The sequence below is a fragment of the Polyangium sp. 15x6 genome, from assembly GCF_029960785.1.
Lineage (GTDB): Bacteria > Myxococcota_A > Polyangia > Polyangiales > Polyangiaceae > Polyangium.
The window spans coordinates 1-23,633 of record NZ_JASBQE010000057.1; the positions used below are offsets into that span (position 1 = coordinate 1).

Consider the following 23,633-nt stretch of genomic DNA (forward strand, 5'->3'; position numbering starts at 1 on the left):
GACCAGAAGACGATCCAAACCATTATCAGCCGTCAGGCGACCTGTCCGATATGCACCCTGGCGGCCATGGGAACACGAGCGGCCACGACCTCTTCGACGGGCTCGCGATCGACACCAGCCACCTAGGTCAGCGTACTGTCCGCGCATGAGCGGCGCTTAGGACAATCTGGCAGGCGGCCGAGCGCGCGCCGCGACCTCGACCGTCGGGCACCTTCGCCACGCCCCCCGGGGGGCACTCCTCCAGGGGGGGCCGCGCGAACGAAACTCTATTGGCGCGCTATCGCAGCCAACAGCTTGCCGACCGCCGCGTGTGCGTCGTGCGCAGCCTCGATCGAGGGATTTCCAACGGGCATCCCTTGGAGCAATGGCGTCGCCGCATCGTGCGCGACGACTGCCACGTCATGAGCGGAGGCGGAGGCGGAGGCGGAGGCGGGGGCGGAGGCGGAAGCGGCAACAGGAATCTGTTTGTGTACCGTTCTTGAGGAAGGCGGGGGCAGGTCGAGCGTCAGGTGGGCGGTGGACCTTGCCAGGTGTGGCGACCGCCATGGCGGAGGGGGGCGGCCGCCAGGGAAGATCGGGGAAGTGCTCGGTAATCGGCGTCCCTTTCTTTTGGCATGGCGCGCGCGATGGGGACGCGCGTGGGGCCTTCCGGTTCGCTTTCTGCACTGCATGGCGACGGCGACCGCTACGAGCGGCATCGACCTGAGGAGACGGTTCTCTACCGAGTCGTGCGTTCGTATTGGGACTCGTTTCGGGAGCGCGTGGAGCCGATTGGGAGTTTGCCGCGATTCGTCGTGCGCGAGGTCGAGGAGTATCTGCGCTGCGGGATTCTCGAATACGGCTTCATGCGCGTGGAATGCGAAGGGTGCGGATTCGAGCGACTGGTCGCATTTTCGTGCAAGCGACGTGGGTTCTGTCCATCATGCCTCGGACGGCGGATGAGCGATGGCGCTGTGCATCTGACCGAGGAGGTATTGCCGGAGGTACAACTTCGCCAATGGGGCTCGACTTTCCGCGCGAGGCCCACGCGTGGTGGCGTCATGCCGTAGTCGGGGATACGGCCGCGGCGGGGGGCGGCGGGGCGACGGTTCCTGCTCGAGGGTGAAATTGGCTGGTTATTTGCCCTAAGCGCTGATTGGTTGCCCTAAGCGCTCGAGTTTGCCGCCGCGCATTGCGCGCTCGCCGCGGCGAAGCTCCTTCCGAGCTCAATACCGCGAAGTGCAGACTCCGTCTTTACAAATGGGCACGAGCATAGGGCACGAGGGAATCGGAATGGGTACGAGCTTGTCGCAGCCGCTCTTGGTCCAAGATTCACAAGCTGGCTCCGTGATACGTTTTCGGTCCGCCTCGTACGTGGCCCGCGCGGCTTTGGCGATGCTGACGCCGCAGCTCGCGGCCATGCAGATGCCATCCGAAAGAATCTCGCAATCGGCTTCGGTCTTGCAAGCGGCGGATTTGGCTTGCGCTTTGCCCAAAGCGTCGCGGACCTCGGCACGAAGCGTATCGCATGCTGCGGTGGAGGGCGGCGCAGCGGCCGGCGGTGAGGAGCCTGCTTTTGTTTCGGCGGACGGCGTCACGGGGGCGTTTTCCGAAGGCGGCTTGGCGCCTGCTTTTGTTTCGGTGGACGGCGTCACGGGGGCGTTTCCCGAAGGCGGCTCGGCGCAGGCTACCCAAACGAGGGGCGTAAGCACGGCGAGCCCGACGAACATGAGGGGGGACAACGATCGCATCGGCGAGAGATAGCCGGTCGGGACGGCAAAGTCGAGCCGCCCGCTTACGGTTTGGTCGCCTCCGCAAACGCCTTCCAAGTCACCTCGGCGGGGCCCACGGCCGCGCGGGCGCCGTCGCGTACGATGGGCGTGCGAAGCAACATCGCATCCTCCAAAAATAGCTCCGCGAGGCGTGTTTCGCTCGGGTCGAGGTATTGAAGGCCGCGTTCTTTCACGCGAGGCCTGTCTTCGGCATAAAGCGCGCGCATGCCGCCCACGGCGGGCGGCGCGTCTTGCGCAGGCCGTGGAAGCGCCCCTTGGGATCGACCTCGTTAAAGGAAGCGGAGGCGGGAGCGGAGGCGGAGGCGGGGGCGGAGGCGGAGGCGGAGGCGGAGGCGCAAACGTAAAACGCAAACGCAAACGCAAACGCGAGTGGGACGGGTTTGCATGGATTCCGCTCGGGGACGGCGATCGTACCGTCGTGCTCGGCCTCTTCAAGGCCAAGCCGTGCTCGCCGTCCTCGCGCTTCGCGCTCCGGGCGGCTCCGCGCGGTGCTGCGCAGCCTTGAAGAGGCCTGCGCGCGACGGAATGGGGCAGAACAGGATCCTGACGATCGGCGTCGCAACACAGTGGATCGCAGAGCTCGGCGGCTACACGGGTAAGTCCTCTGGTGGCCCGCCAGGATCCATCACCATCGGTCGAGGGCTCGAACGCTTGGCTCCCGCAGCAGAAACGCTGCGACAGCTCGATGAGGCAGGGCTGTTGCGATGAGATGAATGGTCAGGGCCAACGAGAAGTGCGATGTCAAGCCATCGCCTATCATCAAGGCCGGAGGAACGAAGATCACGGAATGGGAGACTGGCGCGCTCGCCTGCCGGTCGAGCCTCGACACGTCGCTCTGTGGCTCGGGGGATAAGCTCTGCGTTCCGAAGGTGCTCTACCCCTACCGTCAATGCATCTGGCAGAAGGGGAAGCATACGAAATGCCCCAAGCCCTACAATTGGGAGCTTCCCCGGACCATGTACCCGTTTCAGCCGAAGGACTCGCGCGAATGCACGGCATGCACGTGCGGCGCGCCGCAAGGGGGTGCGTGTGTTGCCACGTTGCGGCTGTTCGATGATGGGGCGTGCGCTTCGGAGTTCCTGAAGCAGCCGATTTCCTCGCTCGGTGGAGACTGCGATCCGATCTTCCCCGCGGGCCGTGCGATGGGCGGAAAGTCGGTCACGGATCACGCGTACGTCGCGGGGACATGCGAGGCCGGCGGGGGGGAGCCCATCGGGGAGGCGGTCGAAGACGACGAGAACGCAGTGACGGTTTGTTGTCGACAATCGTACATTTTTGATTTCTGACGAGTAGGCACCGCGTTGCATGGCGCCCAGCCGACGCTCCCTCGTTCATGTTCTCGATGCAAGCAGCCTGCCGTATACTGAGCTTATGAGCGGCCGGAAGATCGTCCTCGACAGTACAGGTCTCGGGCCAAACCCACAGGCGGCATGTCCCCAGTGCGGCGCGGCTCTGTCTTCCGTGAGCCCCGCGACGCTGCGGCCAATCGCGCACAATCTCTTTCGGTGCGCTTCGGGCCAGCATCCTCGCCTATTCGAGGCCCGCTGCGGGGGCTGTGGTCGCATCCTCATTGTACAGAGGAGCGATGGCAGCCTCGTCCTGGTTCCCGGGGACCAAGACGGACTCTTGCGTCAGATCCGTGAACTCGATCGCGAAGACGTTCCACTCGGCCGTCGTGGCGGTCACGACGACTGACGGAGGCTTGGCGCCGCGCGTCGCGAGCGCCCCGACGACCATGCCTGCCGTGCGCCCTGCGTCCGCGCCGAGTGCCGAGCGCCCCGAGGGCTGCGCCAAGCGCCCGCAAGGCTTCCGCCCGTGACCGGATGGATCATGCAAATCTTGTTGAAGATCGCGTCCTTAGTCCTCGCTCTGGCCTCCGAAACGGTACACAAACAGATTTCGCTTGCCGCCTCCGCTTCCGCTCCCGCTTCCGCTTCCGTCGAGGTCGCGCCGGAGCCTGCGCCCGCGATCGATCCGGAGACCGTCACGATCGAGCGTTACGCCACCATCTCGGCCGAGATTGGGGCCCATCACGCACTTCGAGATCCGGCACCACGACGGCTCGGATGCGGGGACTACGTTCGCGCCTTCACGAGAAGTACGTGCTGTGCGACACGTCCTTCCAGGCTTGGTACTCCGCGCGCTGGGCGTCTAGCTTCGCCATGATGCCTGTCCAGCTGTCAGCGCCGAGGCTGAGCCGCTGCGGCATCTCTCCAGAATCCACGAGTTTGACGAGGATGTCGGCCATGCGAGCCGGATCGCCTGGCGCGAGAGAGCCGTCCTTGTCGTTCACCAGCATATCCATGACGGCATGGGCCGTGGCGCCATATGCATCGATCCTCGGGCTCCGGAGATTCCGTTCGACGATGCCCGTTCGGAAGCCGCCCGGTTCGACCAACATGACCTTGAGACCAAGCGGCGCGACCTCTTGCGACAGGGCTTCCGTGAGTCCTTCGAGTGCGAACTTCGAAGCGCTGTAATAGCCGAGGGCAGGCATGGCGACGACGCCGTTCATGGACGAGATGTTCATGATCGTGCCGCGCCCCCGAGCGCGCATGCCGGCGAGAGCTGCCCGTAGGGTCGACGCGACGCCGAAGAAGTTCGTCTCGAAGACCGTCCGAATCTTCTGGTCTTCTCCCTCTTCAATCGCGGCGAGGTAGCCGAGTGCGGCGTTGTTCACGAGCACGTCGATGCCGCCACGCCACGCCTCGGCGGTAGCCACCGCAGCCTCGATCTCGGATGGTCTGGTGAGGTCCATCGAGAGGGGGAGCACAGCGTCGGGATAGGCCTCCACCAGCGCGTTGAGGCGGGAGCTATCGCGCGCGGTGACGGCCACATGATGACCAGAGCGAAGGGCGGCGCTCGCGATTGCGGCTCCCAGCCCGCTTGATGCTCCGGTGATGAACCACGTCTGGATGCTCATCTTTCTGTTCCTTTCGATTGCGGCGTTTTCGCCTAGGCTCGGACGCGCACGACGACCTTCCCGAAGGCGCCGGCCTGCAGATGGTTCATGGCCGCCTGGAGATCGGCGAAGTCATAGGTCGCCGCCACCGCAGGGCGGATCTCGAGGCTGTCGATCGCCCGGATCATGTCCTCGAGCGCTCGCCGCGGTCCGACGCCGATGGCGTTGATCGTCGCACGACGCAGAAGCAGGGGGCCGACCGGGGTCGAGACGCGGTCACTGTCCAGCAGCCCGACCAGCAAGATCCTTCCGCCGTAGGCCAGGGCCTCGACGGACGTCGCGAGGTTCTCGCCCGCCGCCATCTCGATCACCGCGTCGGCTCCGCGCCCCCTCGTGAGCGCCATCACTTCTCGATCCCAATCGGGATGGGTGCGGTAGTTGACGCCGGCGCGCGCGCCGAGGGTCAAGCCGAGGGCCAATTTCTCGTCGCTGCTGGAGGTCAGGATCACCGTCGCCCCGTGCGCCGCCGCGAACTGGAGCGCGAAGAGCGAAACCCCGCCCGTGCCCTGGACGACCCAGGTCTGCCCCGCCCGGACGCGACCCGTTTCGACCACAGCCATCCAGGCGGTCAGCCCCGCGGTCGGAAGCGTGCTCGCCTCCTCCGGGCTGAGGGTTTGGGGCGCCGCGACCAGCATGTCTTCGCTGACGACCACGAACTCCGAAAGGCGGCCGGAGACGGCGATGGTGTTGGTGTGGCGCCCGGGCGCCGCGCCGTCGATCCAGTCTTCGATGTCGACGCCGATCACCCGCTCGCCGATGGAAAACCGCGTCGCAAACGGCCCGAGCTCCACGACCTCTCCAGCAAAGTCGCTTCCGGGGACGAACGGTTGGGCCAACTCGCCCATGCGTCCTTCCCACATCAGGATATCGCGGTAGTTCAGCGACACCGCCTGGATTCTCACCAGGACCTCGCGAAGCCCAGGCCGCGGCCTGGGAACATCGCGGAGCGCCAGGTTTCGCACGCCTGGGGCGTCGAGCTCCCAGCGCCGCATAGGGGGATCGAGCGGTGCCTGGGCGTTTTCAGAATACATGGGCGTCGCAAGGACTGTACTCGTCATGTCGCGCCTCCTGCGCATCGATGAGCCTTTGTCGTCGCCAGATGTAGCTGTCGGAGCTGCGGCGCGGCAGTGGGCTAGATTGTGATGCTCCCTCTCGAAATGTGAGAGGCTGGGGTGGCCTCGACGAGCCGCCAGGCGCCTAGCGTCTCGGCGGCCCCGCGGGCGCCCCGACACCTTCAGCGGTCAATCGGCCGCGCAGCCGGGGCGCCATCCAGTCCAAAAAGGCGCGCACCTTGAGCGGTAGGCGGCCCTGACCGGAGAAGACGAGGTGGATCGGAAGAGGAGCCACTTCGAAGGCTTCCAGGAGCGGCGTGAGCGCTCCGGTCCGCAGCTCCGGCGTGATCTGGTAGTCCAGGGCTCTCGTGATCCCGAGGCCGGCCTTTGCCGCCACCAGCGCCGCGGCGGGCGAATTGACGGCGACCCGCGCGCGGGGTTCCGCGACCACCTCCGCGGCGTCCCGCACGTACCGCCAGCGTGAGGGCACGAATCCGCGATAGGTCACCCCATCGCGCTCCGTCAGGTCCTCCGGCGTCTGGGGCTCGCCGAACGCGCGCAGGTAGCTCGGGCTCGCACAGGTGATGGAGCGCGTGGCCCCGACACGTCTCGCCATCAATGAATTGTCCTCGATCTCTCCGATCCGGACCGCCACATGCACGTGCTCCTCGACGACGTTCACGATGACGTCCGTCAGGAAGAGGCGCAGATCGATCCTCGGGTGCGCCGCAAGAAACTCGCTGGCGATCGGCAGTACGTACAACTCGCCGAACATGGTCGGTGCCGTGACGGTCAGCTCCCCTCGGGGCTCCTGATATTCGCCTGCGGCGGCCTGCTCGGCTTCTTGCAATTGCTCGAGTATGTGCCGCACCGCAATGGCGTACTCGCGCCCGGCCTCGGTCAACTCCACGCGGCGGCTGGTGCGGATCAGAAGCTGCGTGCCGAGATGACGTTCGAGTTCCGCGACCTTACGGCTGACGGTAGGCAGCGGCGCCCGCAGCCGCCGCCCCGCCGCCGACAGGCTGCCAGTTTCGACCACGGCCAGGAAAACGAACATGGCGTCGAGCCGGTCCATGGCCTCTCATAGCACGGAAGGGCGGTGCCGGACTGAGGGTTCGCGATGGGTCGGCCGAACCTTTCGCGCAGGCGAGAGTCAGGAGCGGTCATCGGCTCCGATCGGAAGAATCGCAAGAACGACGCTCCTTCGACCGGCGGACCTTCGCACGTGCTCGCACGTGGCCGATGCGCTGGCTTTCGGTAAAGACGTCCCGACCCTTTCCATATGGCCACAATTCAACCGTAAGTTGATTGGTAGGCATTTTTCGCCCGCGCCGCTATGGTGACGTTGAACGCCGTTCGGCGGCCCTCCCGGGCGGTGCTCGAACGGGTGTCGGCAAACGATGCGAATCTCGGGGATCAACCGCGCAGGGGGCCTGCCTGCAGGTCGCCGAGGCGCTCGGGTACGTGGACGCGCTCGATGACGAGATCATGGGCTCGCTCGACCGCGCCCGCCTCCGCTTCCGCTATCCCAGCCACAGCATAACCTGCTGGTGCAATGTTATTCGCAGCCGCAGGCATTGGAGAAGAAGTTCTGCGGCGGCTCGCAGCGATACTTGATGAGCATGCACTTTTCCCTGTCGCCGAGGTATCTGCGGTGCGGTTCTTTGGCTGGATCGCACCCGCTGGCCGCGGGGACCTGCGTGCCTGCTGTATTCGTGGGTGCGGTCTGCTGCTCGCCGACCGTCGCGGTGGGCTGCGGCTCAGGCGCCTGGGTTGGCTGCGGGTCGAATGCGTGCTGCACGGGGAAAGGCCCCCGCGCGCGCACCGACGCGCCGTGCGTGGTGTCGTTCGCCGCGCACCCCGCTGCCGCTGCCGCATCCGCTGCCGCTTCCACTCCCGCATCCGCGTCCGCTTTCTCCGGTCGATGCCGCTCGTACGGTCGCCGTCGTTATGCACTGCGGGACGCGCGGCTTATGTTGTTCGAATGATGGGCCGTCTCTGTTGGTGCTGCCTGCTCTTGGCGCTCCCGTCGTGCGGCCAAGCTTCCACCCCGCCTGCCCCCGAGGACGAGCCGCCGGACGCCCGCATCGAGAGCGTCTCTGCGCCGCCGCCCGCCGTCCGCGACGACTCTGCCGAGGCGCGCACCCTGCGCGAGGACCTCGTCCGCGAGATCCTCCGCAGCTCGCCCTGGAGCGGCGCCACGTGGGACGGGCGCGTGCTCGGCGCCTTGCAAGCGACCCCCCGCCACCTGTTCGTGCCGGACGCACCCCTCGCCCTTGCGTACGAGGACCGCCCGCTGCCCATTGGCCATGGCCAGACGATCTCCCAGCCGACCGTCGTCGCGATCACGACGAACGCCCTCGAGCTCCGGAGTACGGAGCGCGTGCTGGAGATCGGCACGGGTTCGGGATACCAGACGGCCGTGCTCGCGCTCCTGGCGCGGCGGGTCTTCACGATCGAGCTCGTCGCGCCCCTCGGCGAGGTCGCGCGAGAGCGTCTCGAAGAGCTCGGTTACTCCAATGTCGAGGTCTGCATCGGCGATGGATACGCAGGCTGGCCCGAGCAAGCGCCGTTCGATCGGATCCTGCTCACGGCCGCGCCACCGGAGATCCCGCGCGCCCTCCTCGACCAGCTCGCAGAGGGCGGGATTCTGGTGGCGCCGGTGGGCGGGGAGGACGAGCCACAGGAGCTCGTGCGGTTGACGAAGCGCAGCGGGCGAATCGCGAAGGAAAACCTGGCGCTGGTGAGGTTCGTGCCGATGGTGCCGGGCAACGCGAAGCCGAACCCCTGAGCTGCCCGGACCGAGGAAGAGGCGGAGGAAAGGGCATCACGCACGCGGCGGGGGCCGGGACGTCAATCCCCGCTGGATCCGCGTCCTGCTGACGGCGGATCGGCGCCTCTGTCCCGTTCACCAGGGGGCTCATCATGCGCTCGGGAACCGAGCGTCCAATGACGGTGGCCGGGGCGGGGGGAGCCGCGGGAGCGGTACACAATCAGATTTCGCTTGCCGCCTCCGTTCCCGTAGAGGTTGAGCGGCCATGCGCGGGGCTGTCGAGGGACGGGGCCTCGAGAGGCGACCTCAGGAAGGCGCTTTTTTCTCGTCGCGATAGGCCGCCGTCGCGACGTACCGAAGGATTCTTCCGCAATCGTGCGTGCTGGACCGTCCCGGGCAAGACCGCTCGCCTTCGAAGACGGTGCGGCGATATGCGAGCGCAGCGAGGAACTCGGCCGTCACGTCATAACCGCCATTTTCGCACCGCGGATCGGAGCACGGCAGCTCGAAGAGGGCGGGCGCCGATGCGATGACGACGCGCCGGATGTAGCGCGTGCCGCCGACGGCGGTGCCGCTCCTCGGCGTCTCGTCGATCGAAATGTAGAAGTCTTTCAAATCGGGAGCGTGCACGGAGAGCTTGCCTGCCGCGTCTTCGCGAGCCAGCCGCTCTGCATGACGGGCTTTGCGCTCGAGGTTCTTGCGGTAATTCATCATCCCCCCTCCATCGACGCGGGTTCGACACTCATCGAGCGAGCGGCCGAAGCTGTTTCCTCATCTTTTGATGAAGGTCTCGGGGCATTTCAGCCATGGGTCACTTCTCGGCCGCGGACATGGAAAACGGCGCGGGCGCGGCTGCTCTTGCGAGCTGCCGCGGCCCGCGCCGCACGTCATGCTTTTTCGATCAGTATCGGCCGCCGCCGCGACCACCGCGACCACCGCCGCCGCCGTAGCCGCCGCCACCGCGACCACCGCCGCCACCGTAGCCGCCGCCACCGCCGCCGCCGCCCGTGCGCGGGGGACGCTCTTGCGCCTCGTTGACCTTGAGCGCGCGCCCGTCGAGCATGAGCCCGTTGAGCTGAGAGATCGCGTTGAGCGCCTCGTGCGCGTTCCCCATCGTGACGAAGGCGAAGCCGCGGGGTTGCCCGGTCTCGCGATCGATCGGCATCGCGACCTCGCGAACCTGGCCGGCCGCGGCAAAGGCGCTCTCGAGCGAGGTCTGGGTGGTGCTGTACGAGAGGTTTCCGACGTAGAGACGATTTCCCATGGTGTTTTCCTGTGGCTTCTCAAAGCGTCCAGGGAGACGCCTTCACACCGACCGTTCGAAGAAGCCGCATCAAAGCCGAACGGGGTGTGCAGAGACGCGCGAAGCACCCAACTTGGGAACGTCACTCGCCTCGGCGCACGTTTGCGTCATCCAGTCTTCCGAGCGAGCCGCATTCTGGAAGAGGAGCGACGTGCCGAGAGCGAGCCAGAAACGTTTGCGTGTCGGCCGACAACTTACCTCATCGGCCGACCTTTGGCAAGGTGAAAGATGCTCGTCGCCCAAGATCATCCAGAGCGGCGTGCGTTCGCCCCGAGCAGGCGGGCGAGACGGAAGGGCGCGGGCCGCGTGTCGAGGGCTTCACGACACACCCAATGCCGCCGGGCCCGCGCTCCTGCAGAATCCTCGTCGCTTGCACGAAAACGCGACCGAACGATTACATTCCACGTGCATGAAGCCGTACTCGAGGATCCCGCCATGCAATGCGGAAAGCGCGTTGGAAGAACCCACGCGCGGTGCCATCGCGAGCCCGCTTGCCACCTCCGCCTCCGCCTCCGCCCCCGCGGCGAGCGGAAGCGGAGGCAGAAGCGTCAGCACCTAGCCCACCGGCATCTCGGCCGTCGGCTCTTCCGCCTTCTTCTTCGACCGTCGCGTCGCGCGGGTGGCAGCGACCGCCTTGGCGTGCGCCATCGCGTCCGTCAGCGGAGCGAGGAGCGTCCGACCTTCGAGGGACCGCTCGACCTCCCCCGCGGACGCGCGGCTCTCCACGTACTTGCGCAGCCGACCCACCACATCGAGCCAATCGGCCTCCGCGTCTTTCCCGAGATTCACGTGATGACCGGCCGTCCCTCGCGCCGAAGCCCGCTCGGCATAGGCCAGGTCGCTCTCGCCGACCGCGAATTCGAGGCGGTCGATCCACTCCATCGGGAACGAGATCCCGGCGAGCGTCGCCGCGTGCTCCGGGGCGCGCAGGATGGCGAGGATCCGGCGGATCTCGGCGTTTTCCTCGGGGACGCGCGCGTCGAGGAACGCGCGACCCGCGGGGAATGCGGCGGCGTGAATCGCTCGGACCGCGGCGACGTGGGGCCCCTGGCGGCGACGGCTTTCGTTGCCGAGGTAACTTTCGATGTGGCAGGCCACGGTATCGACCTCGTCGTCGGCCTTCTCGACGCGGTCGGCATGCGCGGCGCGCGCGGCGCTGGCGGCGTGTTTGCCGGCCACGTGGGCGTCGAGCCGCGTGGCGGTGGCGTCGAGCTGCGGGATGAACGCGTCGAGCGCGGGCTCGGCGGGGCCCATCTGGGCGCGGGCGACGAGGTTGTCGTGCAGCTTGCGGCAGATGGCGGCTTTTTCGGCGCGGGAGAGCTTGGCGGTAGAGGGATGACTGGCCATGGGAAACACCTCGCTGGTTCCGGCGCGACGGGATGTCGCGCGGCGGGTTCGGGAGGTGTCATGGCAAGAGCCGTGCCCCTCCGGAATCCACGGAAATCCAGGTCGATGCTCCAAAACGGAGCGGGGAGGTGCTCCAAAACGGAGCGCGGGGTGCTCCAAAACGGAGCGGGGAGGCCCCAAAGTGAGGTCCCGGCGGTGGGAGTGCATCATGGGGAGCCCCCAAAGCGAGGTCCCCGCGCTCGGAGTGCGTCATGGGGAGGCCCCAAAGCGAGGTCCCGGCGTTGGGAGTGCGTCATGGGGAGGCCCCGAAGCGAGGTCCCGGCGGTCGGAGTGCGTCATGGGGAGGCCCCAAAGCGAGGTCCCAGCGTTCGGAGTGCGTCATGGGGAGGCCCCGAAGCGAGGTCCCGGCGCTGGGAGTGCATCATGGGGAGGCCCCGAAGCGAGGTCCCGGCGCTGGGAGTGCATCATGGGGAGGCCCCAAAGCGAGGTCCCGGCGGCGGGAGTGCATCATGGGGAGGCCCCAAAGCGGAGTGACCCTACGCAACCGGAATTTGGGGTGACACTTTGCCGTGGCGAAAGGTCGCGCTCACACCGGGTGCGATTCGCGAAGGCTTGGCGCGTGCAGGGCGTTTCTCCCGAGCGCCGGTCGTCGGTGTACGATGGGCAATGGTCCGGATGCCGGGGGAGTCCTTCGACGACAGCATCTACAGCATCGAGCGGCAGCGGCACGAGGGCTTCGTTCTGTTTTTGGCCGCCACCCCGGGGGGACCGTCCGGATCGCGCTCGACGAGGAGGCGCGCGCGATCCAGGAGGCGCTGGAGCGCAGCCGGTTCCGGGACCGCTTCGAGCTGGTGACGCGCTGGGCGACGCAGCCCGACGATCTGCTCCGCGAGCTCGTCAACCTCCAGCCAACGGTGGTCCACTTCAGCGGTCACGGCGGCGGGGACGCCGGCGGCGAGCACCGGACCGGTCCGCGCAGAGAGTTCGTCGCAGAGCCCGCGACGGCCGGCGGCCGGGAGCAGGGTCTGGTCTTCCATCACGGCGAGGGCCGCGCCCAGCTCGTCTCGAGCGACGCACTCGCGAAGGCGTTCAGCGCAGCGGGGGCCTCGGTGCGGCTGGTGCTCCTCAACGCCTGTCACAGCGAGGACCACGTCGAGGTGCTGCGAGCGCACGTCGACTGCGTCATCGGGATGAGCGGTTCAATCCACGACGTCGCCGCGCGGCGATACGCGAGCAGCTTCTACACCGGCCTCGACGCGCGTCAGTCGGTCGCGGCGGCACACGCCCAGGGGTGCGCCGCGATCAGTCTGGCAGGGCTGCCCGACGCAGACCTCCCGCGCCTCTGCGTGCGCGCCGGCGTCTCGGCAGAGCGGCTCGTTCTCGCCGAGGGTTGTCCGTAGGCGCGTGCAGCGTCTCTTCTGGGAGGCGCTTCGCCGGGGCTCTGCCCCGGGCCCCGCGGGGGCTGTCCGCCCCTCGACCCGGACCAGCGCAAGCGCTGGACCTCAGGGGGAAGAACTGCGCGATGCGCAGTTCTTCCCACAGGTCGGTGGCAAGACCAGGGACGGCGTTGCCGGTCACGGCGGTCTTGGTTGGGTAGTGGCGGGATATCAGCAAGAGTGGCTGGATACCGTCGCGGGTCCTAGAGCCGGCTATCGGCTGGCAAGCGCTCGGAATGACCGAAAGTGCATGATTCCTATGGCGATGGTGTGCTGAGCGGAGCCACACGAAGGGGCACGAGTCTTGCGGCCTGTCCTTTTCGAGGAGGTCTCTATGGGCATCTCGATACAGGCGAATAAGATCTGCATGAGCGCTGTGGCAAGTCTCGTCATGGCGTTTGCGTCTGGATCAGCCAGCGCCGCCGATCTAACCGGCTGCTGGTCTGTCAACGGAGGTGGCACCTACTATATCGCCCAGCATGGCTCATCTTTGTTTTGGATGGGGATGAGCGATGATGGAGGGCGTCAATGGACGAACGTCTATTACGGCACCATCTCTGGCAACGCGATCACGGGGAACTGGTCCGACGTCCCGCGTGGCCGCAACGCCCTCTGGGGGACGCTCTCGCTTCACATCGACAATGATTCTAGTTTCTCCACGACAAGCCAGACGGGAGGGTTTGGAGGACTATCATGGAGGAAGATCACCTGCCCGTAAGCCGTGGATGGCAATGCCTCACGCCGCGTCGGCGCCGAGGCGTATGTCGATGAGTGGGGGCACGGCCGAGCACTCGTAGACAAAGCCGCGTGGGGGTCGTGGTCAAGGTGCGCCGAGTGGTCATCCTCCACCCTCCCGCTCCCCTTGCCTCGACCTGCTCGATGAACTGCGCATCGCGCAGTTCATCGACCCCGGGTCCAGCGCTTGCGCTGGTCCGGGTCCAGGGGTGGACAACCCCTGGTGGGGCCTGGGGCAACGCCCCAGCGCAGCGGCCCCAATGGGCGCCGCCGCAGCTCGTTTGCTCTCGGCTGGACGCGGTCTCGAGAGTCCGATACGGGGGGCCATGCGAGCCATCCGTCCTCCTCGGATCGTGGCCTGGCGCAGCGGTCGACGCCCTGTTGGGCCCTCGCTGCTCGGGGTGGCGCTCGCGCTGACGACGGGCTTCGCCCTCGGTGACGAGCTGAAGAGCACAGGCCCCGCGGTCGAGGACGCGGCGGCGCGGCCCGTGCTCGTCCTGCTCGTCGCGAAAGGCGTGCGCTCGCCGCTCGAGGAGCGGGCTGTGACGCTCGTCGCTGCGCATGTCCGCTCCGCCGGCGTGACGTTGAAGCGGGTCGAGCGCCCCGTGAGCTCCCCCGATACGGGCGACCGTATCGCCGACGCGCGCGCGGTCGCGGATGACGAGGGCGCGAAGGGGGTGCTCTGGGTGGGGATCGGGAAAGGGGACGAGCTCGTCCTCCATCTCCTCGAAAAGGAAGGCGGGCGCGTGTTTCGCCGCGGCGTCCCCGCGCCCGCCGGCCAGACCTCCGCGGCGCTCGAGGCGCTCGCGAACATCGCCGGCTCGGCCGCGGCGGAGCTGGTCGTCGAAGGGCACGTCGTCACGATGACGTCCCTGGAGGTCGCCGACCCCGCGTCCTCTCCCGCGCCCGCCGCCGAGGCAGCCCCGGTCTCCGCGCCGCCTCCGCCTCCGCCACCCCCTCCGCCACCCCCTGCCACGACGGCGCCTGCGCCTCGGGTGATGCCTCCGCCGGAGGCTCCCGCGCGGCCGAGCTTTCGGCGGCTGCTCCTCTCCGCGGGATATACGGGCGGCACCTTCGCGCGCGAGGCCTCCTGGCAGAGCGCCCTCGCGCTCTCCGCGTGGTGGGCGCCCGCGCCGAACGCGCGCGTCGGCCTCGGCTACGAGATGATCTTCGAAGAGTACGTCAAGGGCTCGAGCTCCGCGCTCGACGTCGACCTGTCCCGTCACCCCATCGTCTTCGGCGGCGGATATCGCTTCCTCTTCGGCGGCCGCTGGGACGTCGATCTGGGCGCGCGTAGCACGGTCGACATCGTCGTTCGCGACCCGCACCCCGTTTCTTCTTCGGCTCCTCCTGCTCCCACGCCGCCGCCGCCGACCCCGCTGCGGCACGCGGTCGACGCGCTCGTGAGCATCGCCCCCACGGTGGGCCTCGGCTTCCGGATCGTCGACCGGCTCCGCGTCGGCGCCTGGGCCGGCGTGGACGTGCCGCTGAACCGGCTCTCCACGACGAATCAGCCCCCGGTCGACCTCCAGACCGACCCGGCGAGGTTCCTCGGCGGCCTCGAGCTCCAGGTGGATCTGATCGAGCCCACGATCCCGCGTCCTGCCCGGGCGGGACGATGACGAAAAAAAATGACCCGCTCCCGGGGGCGCGCGGAACCATGCGCCCGTGCCTGCGGGTGGAAAGTCGAGCTTGATGAGCGCGAGCGTCCTCGGGCGGTCACAGGCCGGCCGAGACGAGGCCGCGGTCGTGGCCTCGCCCCTGGATCTCGATCGGGCTCGCCGCGCCGGCGCGGGCGAGCCCGCGGCCCAGGCGTGGCTCGTGATGGAGCTGCTCCCGAGCGTCCGGCGGATCGCGCGGGCCTTCCTGCAGAGCCCCGCCGACGCGGACGACGTCGCCCAGCTCGCGCTGCTCGCGATCCTGAGGAGCGCCGCGACCTACCGCGGCGAGGCCAGCCTCGCGACCTGGGGGCGGCGCATCGCCGTGAGGACCGCGCTCAAGTACGTCCGCGCGGGGCGGCAGCGCGAGGCCTTGATCGCCGGTGACGAGTCGGCCGCCGACGACGTGCCCGCGTCGTCGCCCGGTCGCGACGCCGAGGCCCTGCCTCGCCATGTGCGCGAGTACCTGGACGAGCTGCCCGAGGCGCAGCGCGAAGTGATCATCCTCCACGTCGCGCTGGAGCACACGGTGGACGAGGTCGCCGAGATGACGGAGGCCAGCCGCGATACCGTGAAGAGCCGGCTGCGCCTCGGGATCGAGGCGCTGCGAAAGCAGGTCCGACAGGATATCGCCGTCGGCCGCAGGAGGTCCGCATGAAGCCGATGAAGCGTGCCTCGGACGAGGAGCGCTGGATCTCCCTCGTGGCGGCCCGGGGCCGTGGGCAGCCGCTCACGCCCGAGGAGGTCGAGTTCGTCCGTCATCAGGAAGAGGCCGATCCGGAGCTCGCCGACGAAGCGGCGTTGTGGGCCGAGATCGGCCGGCTGGGGTCGCCGCGCGGGGAAGGCGCCGAGGTCGACGACGGCGTGATGGCCTCACGGGTCCTCGCGAAGATGCAGGAGGAGCGTGCCCCGTCGTCCGTGGAGCTCTTTCCGGAGCCGCGCCCGCGATCCCTCACGCGCCCCATGACGAGGCGCGGGGTCGCGGGGCTCGCCGCCGCGGTCGCCTTCGCGGCGGCGCTGGGCGCCTTCGCGGCCACGTGGGTGAACACGCGCTTCGGGGGGCCGGAGCCGCGCCCGATCGAGGGCACCGACGCCGGACCGCCTCCGTCTGCTCACACGACCGCGCCGCCGAAGCCGGTCGAGGTCGTGGCGCCGATGCCTTCCTCGGTCGAGGCGCCCGTCGCGAGCGTGGCCGAGGCGCCCGTCGCGGCGGCCCCGCCCCGGGTGGCGGATCAGGACGGGAAGCGCGGCAAGGTGAGCGCAGGATCGAGCGCCGACGAGCTCCTGGGCGAAGCGCAGGCCGCGCTCGCCGCGGGCCGGACCCGGGACGCGATCACGACGTATCAAACGCTGCTCGCGCGTTACCCCGAGAGCTCCGAGGCGCGGGCCGCGCTGGTATCGCTCGGGCGCCTCTCACTCGCGGGCGGGAGCGCAACCTCCGCGCTCGGCTATTTCGATCGTTACCTGGCGAGCGGGGGCGGCGCGCTCGTGATCGAGGCCCACTACGGTCGCATCCAGGCGCTCCAGCAGCTCGGGCGCGCCGGCGAGGCGCAGGCGGCGATCGACGATTTCCTCACTCGTCACGGCGACAGCGTGTACGCGACCCGGCTGCGCGAGCAGCGCAAAGGGCATTAGAGCTCTCGACGAGATTCGAGCGCCCTCGGTTCTTTTTTTGACCCGCTCTCGCGCCCCCCGGGCACGAGGGCGGCACAGAGCGGCGGGGGCATGTCCGAACACGCCTGTCGAGCGTCACGCTCCAAAGGACCCGAGGAAGCATGGTCATGTTCAACAAGTTCACGATGCAGGGGATTTTCGCATTGGCGCTGGGTTCGTCGCTCGCCGCGTGCGGCGCCGAGGAGACGGGTGTAGGGGACACCGAGAACGTCGGAGAGAATGCCCAAAAGCTCCAGTCCTTCGCCGCGCCGTTCCGGGACGGGTCGACGATGCGCGGCAGCTCCGCGGATTGGGATCCCCAACACGGCAAGGCTTCTTGCGCCCCCGGCGAGGTGGTGAGCGGCATCAGCGTGTCGCCCACGGATCACCAAGGCCGGAGCGCGCTCTGCAAGGAGGGCGACGCCGCGAAATTCACGGGGAACGTGGTGGAGACGATGGTGCTCGCCGACGCGGACGAGCGCCGGGCGTCGCGCCTCGGCGACTGGGCGCCCGGGTTCTACAAGCTCGAGTGCGGCTACGGCGAGTACGTGAGCGGCGTCAGCGAGAACGCCGCGCAGTACCAGGGCAACAACAAGTTCCACGGGCTCCAGTGCGCGCAGGGGGTGGGGTTCACCGAGGACACGGCCTGCACCGTGCGGACCTTCGACACCCGCGACGATCGCGGAGACTGGACGCGCTTGGAATGGGACTACGGCGGGTACAAGGGCGAGTGCGCGATCAATGAGCACGTGGCCGGCGTGAGCATTTCGCCCTCGAGTGGTGGCCCGCATTCGATCCTGTGCTGCCAGAGCTCCGGGCCCGCGCCCACGATGTCGCCCGGCGCGACGTTCTGGGGAACGGGCCCGCTCATGACGTTCACCGCGCAGACGGCGACGGAGTGTTACACCCCCTGCCTCGAAGACGCGTCGTGCACGGGCGGTACCTTCAATCCGGACAAGCAGGCCTGCTGGCTCCGCACGGGGAGCGCGACCGTCGGCGACGGGCTCGTGTCGGACAACGCGTTCACGGTGTCGTCGAGCCTGCGCGACGCGTATTACCTGTCGCTGATGCACGCGGGTCGGACCTTCTGGGGGGCGGGGGGGACGGCGAGCCCGGGGCTCCGCACCTTCTCCACGCCGAGCGCGGCGGTGTGTTATCAGGCCTGTCTCGTGGACCCGTCGTGCGCGGGCGGTACCTTCAATCCGGACAAGCAGGCCTGCTGGCTCCGCGCGGGGCAGGCGGACATCGGCGACGGGCTCGTGTCGGACTTCGCGTTCGTGATGCCCTCCGCCCAGCGCGACGAGGCGCTGCGCTTCTTGGGTGAAAAGTTCGCGCCGCGGCTGCGCTTCGACGGGGCGGCCAACGGTTACCCCATGTCCGCGCAGGCGTTCTACGACAAGGCCATCACCCAGAACGCGGGCATCAGCGTGAACGACGACGCCGCCTCGCTGTCCACGGGCGCCATCCCGACGTATTACCAGACCATCACTTGCGGCGCGCAGGTGCGGCTCATGTACTGGTTCTTCTACGGCTACCAGGAGGACTGCGACGGGAGCTCCGGCTCCCACCCCGGCGACTGGGAGCGGGTCATGGTGACCCTGAGCGAGGATCGGAGCCGGATCGCCGCCGTCACCTACTGGATGCACGGCAAGTCCTACACGCGGCTCCCGGCGCGCGGCTCGGTCGCCATCGAAGATGTCACCCACCCCGTCATCTACATAGGCAAAGACTCGCACGCGGCCTTCTACAACCAGGGCGGGAGCAGCAACACCTGCCTGCCCTGGGAGGAGTTCCGCAACAACAGCACCGGCGTTCACCTCGATACATGGAACAAGCTCGTCAGTCTCGACGGGAACGAGGAGCCCTGGATGCTCCACGACCGGCAGGGCGGCTTCTCCTGGGGCAACGGCGGCGTGGGCACCCACCCGACCCAGGCCGGACCGAGCTGCAACATGGCCGCGGCCACCTGGGACGACGCTATCCCCACCTGGTGGCACGCCGACTGCGAGTACGGGGATACGGAGGCATTGGGCACCTGCTGGACGTCGGGTTGGGACTCGTACACCAAAGCCTGGACCATCGGCATCACGGACCGAGGCCTCATCGTGGGGAACTGAGCGACCACGCGCCCACGGTTCGTATGGGCGAAATCGGCGGGCGTCAGGGCAAACGCGCCGTCGCCTTGGCAGCCAGGCGCTCGAGTGCGTCGAACACGCACGTCTGCTGCCGCGCATTGAGGGTCACGACCATGCTGACGCGGCCCTTCGCCACCGCCACACGGCACAACGAGCCCGTCACGAGATGTTGTGCCGCGTCGCCCAGGCCGGACACGAGTTTCACCTGCGTCGCCTGCTCGTGAGGACCTGTCACCATGGCCGTGGCTTCCGTCGCGGTCCGGTGCGATCGAAGATAAACGATCACGAATCGCCCATCCTCCGCGTGGAAGTCTCGACTGCAGTTGTTTTCCGTCGAGGGCGGCTCTTCGTCGGCTGACGGCCTCACGGAAATGCCGAGGTCCGCTTGGATGTCCTCCGGCGTGAGCAATCGATCGCAATCGAGGGGAACGCTCGCAAAGGGGTGGCTTTCTTCGCAGGCGAGGACGGCGTCGCCTGTCTTCGCGGCGAGGAAGCAGGCGGCACGGCCTGCCCAGCGGTCCTTGTCATCAGCCCGTCCAGCCGACTCCTCCTCCAGACACTCCCGAATGAACTCTTGCTCTTTGCCTTCGTTCTCCGGGCGCCCGGCGGTCGAGAGCTCCTGCGAAATGACGGAACGCAGGTGCTCACATACCTCCCGCGGGCCCGGCGGTTGGGCTGTGGGAGCGCCCGTCGCATCCGTGGCGTCCGCGGGGGGAGGGGGCGCAGCGCCGCCGCACGCACTGAAAGCCGCGGGGAGCACGAGGACACACGCCAGGAGCCTCACGAGTGTTCGCCGACAGACCGTGTCAATGCATTCGGAGGAGCGATGAAAGAAGCCGTATGAAAGGCTGTTCGTCATGGCGGCGCCATGGGTAGCACGGCACACGCAAAAAGGACACGCATATCGCCCCCCAAGAAGAGACCAAGGGCGACGGCTCGGGCCGATCCTCGCGCGCCCATGCTATAGGTTCGCGCATGCAGGTGTACATCAGCGTCGACATGGAAGGGGTCGCCGGGGTGGTCCACGTGGACCAGACGCGGCGGACGGGGGCCGATTACGAGCGGGCGCGCCGGTGGATGACGGACGAGGCCAACGCTGCCGTGATGGGGGCATTCGAGGGCGGCGCGACGAGCGTGCTCGTGAATGATTCGCATGGCGACATGCGGAATCTCCTGCTCGACGAGCTCGATCCGCGGGCGGAGATCGTCACGGGATCGCTGAAGCCGCTCTCGATGGTGCAGGGCATCGCGCCCGGCTTCGGTTGCGCGCTCTTCGTCGGGTACCACGCGGGCGCTGGGAGTCGCGCGGGCATCCTCGACCATACGTTTTTTGGTCGGGTGGTGGCGCGCTGTCGCGTCGGCGGACGCGATTTCAACGAGACGGCCATCAATGCGGCCGTGTGCGGCGCGCTGGGGATCCCCGTGGCGCTCGTGACGGGGGATCAGACGGTATGCGCGCAGGCGCGGGACATCCTGGGCGAGGTGGAGACGGTGCAGGTGAAGGAGGCGATCACCCGGTATGCGGCGCGGAGCCTGTCCCCGATTGCCGCGCGGAAGCGCATTCGTGATGGAGCGTCGCGGGCCGTGCAGCGTGCGGGCGAAGGGGCGTTTTCGCCGTTCCGTCCGGCTTTGCCGCTCGATCTGGAGATCGACTTCGTCAATTCGGCGTGCGCGGACGTGGCGGAGCTCGTGCCGTTCACGGAACGGCGGTCCGGTACGGCGTGCGGGTATCGGGCGCCGGATGCGGCGACGGTGGTGCAGGTGATCGAGGCGTGGACGATTCTGGCGGCGTCGACGATGATTTGACGGGTGGGATCGACGCGCGACGTCGGAAGTCAAGCTGCAAGCAGCCTTCGTTTTTGCATTCCACCTCCGCTGCCGGAGGACGACGGTGGTGCAATGCGTAGGCGACCTTTTCGGCGGATTCTCCACCTCGAGCCACTTCACGTCGCGCGCCGCGGTTGACCCGCCTCTCGTCGCTGGGTATTCAAACCGCCATGCGCAACATCGGCTCATTGGCCATTTCGCTCCTTCTCTACGCCTCGATCGTCGGATGCGGCAGCTCGAACGAGAATCCACCTTCGTCAACGGATGGAAGCGGGGGGAATGGGGGCGCGGGCGGCTCCATGGGCGAAGGGGGCGCGGGCGGCGCGGGCGGTGAAGCCGGCGCGGGCAGCGTGTGGGGGACCTTCGAAAAACCCTTCGCTGCGGACTCGCTCTGGAACAGCCACCCCAAGAACCCCGTCCTGGGCGACTACCAGATTCCGCCGACGCCCAATCCGGCCTTTTATCCCTCGGTGGGCGGAGGCGCTTTCTCGACGACCATCTTCCGCGCGTCGGAGAGCGACCCGCCGATGCAGGTGCTCGGCCAAGGCGGCGCCGCGGGCCCGAGCTGCCCCGACGTCGGCGGATCGTGCACCGTGACCATTCCCCACTGGCCCGCCTCGGTCGAGGGCGCGTCGGGGAGCGATGGGCACGCCGACATCGTCGACGAGAAGGCGGGCATCATTCATTCGTTCTGGCAGCTCAAGAAAGACGCCGCGGGCGCCTGGACCGCGGCCATGTATTCATGGTCCCCCCTCGGCGGCTCGGGCTGGGGCGATCCGGCGCATTACTCCCAGGGGGCGCGCGCTTCCGGCGTGTGCACCGCCGCCGGCCTCATTCGCGTGCACGAGGCCGACGACGGGGAAGAGATGTTCCACCACGCGCTGGCCCTGTCGCTGGATGGCACCGCGATGAAGACGGGCTTCGTCTTTCCGGCCACCCTCGAGGACGGCGATAGCGCGTCGGGCTACAAGGGGCAGATTCCGATGGGCTCGCTCCTGATGCTGCCGCCGGATTACGACACGTCGAACGTCACGTCGCCGGGTCTCTTGAAGGTCATCAAGACGCTCCAGGTCTACGGGGCCCGCCTCGTCGACAGGAACACCGATACGCCGTTCGTCATCTACGTGGAGAACGGCAGCAAGTTCACGGTCTCGACGAAGCCGCCCGGCGAGTGGGACAGCGTGGTGGCCCATCAGCTCTTCGACGTCGCCCACGCGCTGCGCGTGATGACGGGCTCCGACGGGTACATCGACGGCGACGGCAAGGAGTTCGTGCCGAACATGAACCTCAATCGCATGTCGATGCGGGGCCCCTGGAATGGCGCCGGTGGGGCCTTCGGCTTCGTCATGCCCGCGGACAACGGGTATCCGATCCTCATCGCGAAGAGCGGCGTCGGTCAGGCGTCCTCGGTGCGGGGCATTCTCGTCGCCGAGTGAGGCGTCGCCGTTCCAGCCGATTTCGAGCCCGTCGAAGTTCCAGCTCTTCTCGATCCGGTAGCGCATGATCGAGGAAGGATCGAACTTCGTATCGTTCGTATCCTCATCATGTCCCCTTGGAAACTGCGGAGAGCCTCGTTGACGTGAGGCGCCGCGCTGGGGCGTTGCCCCAGGCCCCACCAGGGGTTGTCCACCCCTGGACCCGGACCAGCGCAAGCGCTGGACCCGGGGTCGATGAACTGCGCGATGCGCAGTTCATCGAACAGGCCCGAGGCAAGACCAAGGGCGACCCTGCCAGCCAAGACAGCCGCGCTGCCCTTTCGACGGGCAAGGCTCTCTCACGGGCCCGTTGGAAGAACTGCGCATCGCGCAGTTCTTCCACCTTCGGTCCAGGCCGTGCCTGGTCCGGGTCGAGGGGCGGATAGCCCCCGCGGGGTCCGGGGCAGCGCCCCGGCGCGGCGTCCCCCAAAGGCGCGCGCTGGATTTTCGGGGAGAGCCCATTGCGCCGTGAAGGCCGGACACAACATTCGGAAATGGGAAAGGGGGTGCCGTATGGCCGTGAGAGGTCAAAAGGAAAGGTCCGCTCTTCGGAGCGCCAAACGATTCGTCGCCGAGGAACTGGACGAGAGGCTCGAAGCGGAGCCCGTCGTGCTGGACGAGGTCGATCCCTCCGAGGGCACGCAGCCGCCCGAGGATTGGGACACTCATGCCCACCAGGACGACGAAGACGTCTGGGAGGGCGTGGAGACGAGCGCCGCGCCGGGCAAGTCGAGCTTCGAGGCCGCGCCGGCGAAGGGGCGATCCATCAATGGATTCAGCGTGGGGCCCGCGAAGCGCATCGGGGTCAAGACGTACCGCGTCCCGGGCACGAACGTGTCCTTGTCGGTCCGCGCGATCATCGCCCCGCTGCTCATCGGCTTCGCCAAGGAATTCCACCAGAAGGTGGAGAAGCTCCGCAAGGGCTGGTGCTGGGGGCACGCGAATCGCAACATCCGCGGCTCGAAGCGGCCCTCGTTCCACGCGGCCGGCATCGCGATCGATCTGAACGCGCCGAAGCACCCGCTGGGGCGCGCCAACACGTTCAGCGTGGCCCAGCGCAAGACGATCAACGCGCTTTGCAAGAAATACGGCCTTCGCTGGGGAGGCAACTACCGCCGCCGCAAGGACGACATGCACTTCGAGGTGATCCTGCCCCGCGCGAAGGCGGTGGCGCTGGCGAAGCGGATCCAGAAGGGCGGGGCGCGGTAGCGCCGGAGGTGAATTGAGAGGGGGGGCGGCCATGCGAAGGGGCGCGCAAAACCCGTTCACGATCACGTTGCTCGACGTCGGAGCCGAGCAATACGGGGATGCCGTGCTCTGCCGGTTCGGGGGGATCTCCGTGCTGATCGATGGGGCGCACCCGGGCGATGCCCGCCGCAAGGCGGGCACCTCGCGCTCCAGGAGCAGCTCCGGCCGCTCCTGCCCACGCGGGAGGGCGCGTCCGTGGTGATCCTCCTTCTCATTTCGCACGCACATCAGGACCACATCGGGGGGAGGGGAGCGCG

General features: G+C 67.9%; 22 protein-coding genes. 11 read left to right on the top strand and 11 right to left on the bottom strand.

What is annotated here, in order from left to right; genetic code table 11:
- Positions 1-1,205 precede the first annotated feature (1,205 nt).
- On the bottom strand, positions 1,206-1,634 hold the full coding sequence (locus QHF83_RS33030) for a hypothetical protein (RefSeq protein ID WP_282421987.1): 429 nt from the start codon (positions 1,632-1,634) through the stop codon (positions 1,206-1,208).
- Positions 1,635-1,774: 140 nt separating this feature from the next.
- Positions 1,775-1,978: an ArsC/Spx/MgsR family protein gene (locus QHF83_RS33035; protein ID WP_348980495.1), complete on the bottom strand. Its 204-nt coding sequence runs from the start codon at positions 1,976-1,978 to the stop codon at positions 1,775-1,777.
- 507 nt (positions 1,979-2,485) lie between these two features.
- Between QHF83_RS33035 and QHF83_RS33040 the strand changes: the two genes are divergently transcribed.
- On the top strand, positions 2,486-3,058 hold the full coding sequence (locus QHF83_RS33040) for a hypothetical protein (protein WP_282421989.1): 573 nt from the start codon (positions 2,486-2,488) through the stop codon (positions 3,056-3,058).
- Positions 3,059-3,302: 244 nt separating this feature from the next.
- Here QHF83_RS33040 and QHF83_RS33045 read toward each other — a convergent pair whose 3' ends face one another.
- The 5 genes from QHF83_RS33045 to QHF83_RS33065 form a co-directional block, all read right to left on the bottom strand.
- Positions 3,303-3,566 carry a hypothetical protein gene (locus tag QHF83_RS33045; RefSeq protein ID WP_282421990.1) on the bottom strand — a complete coding sequence of 88 codons (264 nt, stop codon included), beginning with the start codon at positions 3,564-3,566 and terminating at the stop codon, positions 3,303-3,305.
- Between the two features lie 295 nt (positions 3,567-3,861).
- On the bottom strand, positions 3,862-4,695 hold the full coding sequence (locus QHF83_RS33050; protein ID WP_282421991.1) for an SDR family NAD(P)-dependent oxidoreductase: 834 nt from the start codon (positions 4,693-4,695) through the stop codon (positions 3,862-3,864).
- Between the two features lie 32 nt (positions 4,696-4,727).
- Positions 4,728-5,765 (bottom strand): NAD(P)-dependent alcohol dehydrogenase, encoded by a 1,038-nt coding sequence (locus QHF83_RS33055; protein ID WP_348980494.1) that lies wholly within the window; start codon positions 5,763-5,765, stop codon positions 4,728-4,730.
- Between the two features lie 166 nt (positions 5,766-5,931).
- Positions 5,932-6,861, bottom strand: a complete 930-nt coding sequence (locus tag QHF83_RS33060; protein WP_282421993.1) for a LysR family transcriptional regulator — start codon at positions 6,859-6,861, stop codon at positions 5,932-5,934.
- 483 nt (positions 6,862-7,344) lie between these two features.
- Positions 7,345-7,680: a hypothetical protein gene (locus QHF83_RS33065; protein WP_282421994.1), complete on the bottom strand. Its 336-nt coding sequence runs from the start codon at positions 7,678-7,680 to the stop codon at positions 7,345-7,347.
- Positions 7,681-7,770: 90 nt separating this feature from the next.
- Here QHF83_RS33065 and QHF83_RS33070 point away from each other — a divergent pair, with 90 nt between their 5' ends.
- Complete coding sequence (locus QHF83_RS33070; RefSeq protein WP_282421995.1) at positions 7,771-8,577, top strand: protein-L-isoaspartate(D-aspartate) O-methyltransferase; 807 nt, start codon at positions 7,771-7,773, stop codon at positions 8,575-8,577.
- A 288-nt stretch (positions 8,578-8,865) separates the two neighbouring features.
- On the opposite strand, the gene QHF83_RS33075 is transcribed toward QHF83_RS33070, so the two are convergent.
- The 3 genes from QHF83_RS33075 to QHF83_RS33085 form a co-directional block, all read right to left on the bottom strand.
- Positions 8,866-9,270 (bottom strand): hypothetical protein, encoded by a 405-nt coding sequence (locus tag QHF83_RS33075; protein WP_282421996.1) that lies wholly within the window; start codon positions 9,268-9,270, stop codon positions 8,866-8,868.
- Between the two features lie 190 nt (positions 9,271-9,460).
- Positions 9,461-9,823 (bottom strand): RNA-binding protein, encoded by a 363-nt coding sequence (locus QHF83_RS33080; protein ID WP_282421997.1) that lies wholly within the window; start codon positions 9,821-9,823, stop codon positions 9,461-9,463.
- Between the two features lie 594 nt (positions 9,824-10,417).
- Positions 10,418-11,209, bottom strand: a complete 792-nt coding sequence (locus QHF83_RS33085) for a hypothetical protein (RefSeq protein WP_282421998.1) — start codon at positions 11,207-11,209, stop codon at positions 10,418-10,420.
- Between the two features lie 659 nt (positions 11,210-11,868).
- Between QHF83_RS33085 and QHF83_RS33090 the strand changes: the two genes are divergently transcribed.
- The 5 genes from QHF83_RS33090 to QHF83_RS33110 all read left to right on the top strand — a co-directional run bounded on the left by QHF83_RS33090 (position 11,869) and on the right by QHF83_RS33110 (position 18,808).
- Positions 11,869-12,609: a CHAT domain-containing protein gene (locus QHF83_RS33090; RefSeq protein ID WP_282421999.1), complete on the top strand. Its 741-nt coding sequence runs from the start codon at positions 11,869-11,871 to the stop codon at positions 12,607-12,609.
- Between the two features lie 1,097 nt (positions 12,610-13,706).
- Positions 13,707-15,002, top strand: coding sequence for a hypothetical protein (locus QHF83_RS33095; protein WP_282422000.1), 1,296 nt, complete (start codon positions 13,707-13,709; stop codon positions 15,000-15,002).
- A 73-nt stretch (positions 15,003-15,075) separates the two neighbouring features.
- Entirely contained in the window at positions 15,076-15,696 is a 621-nt protein-coding gene (locus tag QHF83_RS33100) for an RNA polymerase sigma factor (RefSeq protein ID WP_282422001.1), read from the top strand.
- Positions 15,693-16,673 carry a tetratricopeptide repeat protein gene (locus QHF83_RS33105; protein WP_282422002.1) on the top strand — a complete coding sequence of 327 codons (981 nt, stop codon included), beginning with the start codon at positions 15,693-15,695 and terminating at the stop codon, positions 16,671-16,673. The genes QHF83_RS33100 and QHF83_RS33105 overlap by 4 nt, the downstream gene beginning before the upstream one ends.
- 146 nt (positions 16,674-16,819) lie before the next feature.
- Positions 16,820-18,808 carry a PAN domain-containing protein gene (locus QHF83_RS33110; protein WP_282422003.1) on the top strand — a complete coding sequence of 663 codons (1,989 nt, stop codon included), beginning with the start codon at positions 16,820-16,822 and terminating at the stop codon, positions 18,806-18,808.
- A 43-nt stretch (positions 18,809-18,851) separates the two neighbouring features.
- Here QHF83_RS33110 and QHF83_RS33115 read toward each other — a convergent pair whose 3' ends face one another.
- Positions 18,852-19,112: a hypothetical protein gene (locus QHF83_RS33115; RefSeq protein WP_282422004.1), complete on the bottom strand. Its 261-nt coding sequence runs from the start codon at positions 19,110-19,112 to the stop codon at positions 18,852-18,854.
- Positions 19,113-19,801: 689 nt separating this feature from the next.
- Here QHF83_RS33115 and QHF83_RS33120 point away from each other — a divergent pair.
- From QHF83_RS33120 to QHF83_RS33135, 4 genes are all read left to right on the top strand, one after another.
- Positions 19,802-20,632 carry a M55 family metallopeptidase gene (locus tag QHF83_RS33120; RefSeq protein WP_282422005.1) on the top strand — a complete coding sequence of 277 codons (831 nt, stop codon included), beginning with the start codon at positions 19,802-19,804 and terminating at the stop codon, positions 20,630-20,632.
- 191 nt (positions 20,633-20,823) lie between these two features.
- Positions 20,824-22,089, top strand: a complete 1,266-nt coding sequence (locus QHF83_RS33125) for a hypothetical protein (protein WP_282422006.1) — start codon at positions 20,824-20,826, stop codon at positions 22,087-22,089.
- A 648-nt stretch (positions 22,090-22,737) separates the two neighbouring features.
- Positions 22,738-23,337, top strand: a complete 600-nt coding sequence (locus QHF83_RS33130; protein WP_282422007.1) for a M15 family metallopeptidase — start codon at positions 22,738-22,740, stop codon at positions 23,335-23,337.
- 31 nt (positions 23,338-23,368) lie between these two features.
- Positions 23,369-23,578, top strand: a complete 210-nt coding sequence (locus tag QHF83_RS33135) for a hypothetical protein (RefSeq protein ID WP_282422008.1) — start codon at positions 23,369-23,371, stop codon at positions 23,576-23,578.
- The last annotated feature ends 55 nt before the right edge of the window (positions 23,579-23,633 follow it).

What these genes read in the sequence shown, in the direction of transcription:
- QHF83_RS33035 (WP_348980495.1), bottom strand. Translation starts at nt 1,978, where the DNA reads ATGCGCGCGCTTTATGCCGAAGACAGGCCTCGCGTGAAAGAACGCGGC.
- QHF83_RS33135 (WP_282422008.1), top strand. Translation starts at nt 23,369, where the DNA reads ATGCGAAGGGGCGCGCAAAACCCGTTCACGATCACGTTGCTCGACGTC.
- QHF83_RS33085 (WP_282421998.1), bottom strand. Translation starts at nt 11,209, where the DNA reads ATGGCCAGTCATCCCTCTACCGCCAAGCTCTCCCGCGCCGAAAAAGCC.
- QHF83_RS33075 (WP_282421996.1), bottom strand. Translation starts at nt 9,270, where the DNA reads ATGAATTACCGCAAGAACCTCGAGCGCAAAGCCCGTCATGCAGAGCGG.
- QHF83_RS33120 (WP_282422005.1), top strand. Translation starts at nt 19,802, where the DNA reads ATGCAGGTGTACATCAGCGTCGACATGGAAGGGGTCGCCGGGGTGGTC.
- QHF83_RS33090 (WP_282421999.1), top strand. Translation starts at nt 11,869, where the DNA reads ATGGGCAATGGTCCGGATGCCGGGGGAGTCCTTCGACGACAGCATCTA.
- QHF83_RS33060 (WP_282421993.1), bottom strand. Translation starts at nt 6,861, where the DNA reads ATGGACCGGCTCGACGCCATGTTCGTTTTCCTGGCCGTGGTCGAAACT.
- QHF83_RS33055 (WP_348980494.1), bottom strand. Translation starts at nt 5,765, where the DNA reads ATGTATTCTGAAAACGCCCAGGCACCGCTCGATCCCCCTATGCGGCGC.
- QHF83_RS33125 (WP_282422006.1), top strand. Translation starts at nt 20,824, where the DNA reads ATGCGCAACATCGGCTCATTGGCCATTTCGCTCCTTCTCTACGCCTCG.
- QHF83_RS33110 (WP_282422003.1), top strand. Translation starts at nt 16,820, where the DNA reads ATGTTCAACAAGTTCACGATGCAGGGGATTTTCGCATTGGCGCTGGGT.
- QHF83_RS33100 (WP_282422001.1), top strand. Translation starts at nt 15,076, where the DNA reads ATGAGCGCGAGCGTCCTCGGGCGGTCACAGGCCGGCCGAGACGAGGCC.
- QHF83_RS33080 (WP_282421997.1), bottom strand. Translation starts at nt 9,823, where the DNA reads ATGGGAAATCGTCTCTACGTCGGAAACCTCTCGTACAGCACCACCCAG.
- QHF83_RS33105 (WP_282422002.1), top strand. Translation starts at nt 15,693, where the DNA reads ATGAAGCCGATGAAGCGTGCCTCGGACGAGGAGCGCTGGATCTCCCTC.
- QHF83_RS33095 (WP_282422000.1), top strand. Translation starts at nt 13,707, where the DNA reads ATGCGAGCCATCCGTCCTCCTCGGATCGTGGCCTGGCGCAGCGGTCGA.
- QHF83_RS33050 (WP_282421991.1), bottom strand. Translation starts at nt 4,695, where the DNA reads ATGAGCATCCAGACGTGGTTCATCACCGGAGCATCAAGCGGGCTGGGA.
- QHF83_RS33040 (WP_282421989.1), top strand. Translation starts at nt 2,486, where the DNA reads ATGGTCAGGGCCAACGAGAAGTGCGATGTCAAGCCATCGCCTATCATC.
- QHF83_RS33070 (WP_282421995.1), top strand. Translation starts at nt 7,771, where the DNA reads ATGATGGGCCGTCTCTGTTGGTGCTGCCTGCTCTTGGCGCTCCCGTCG.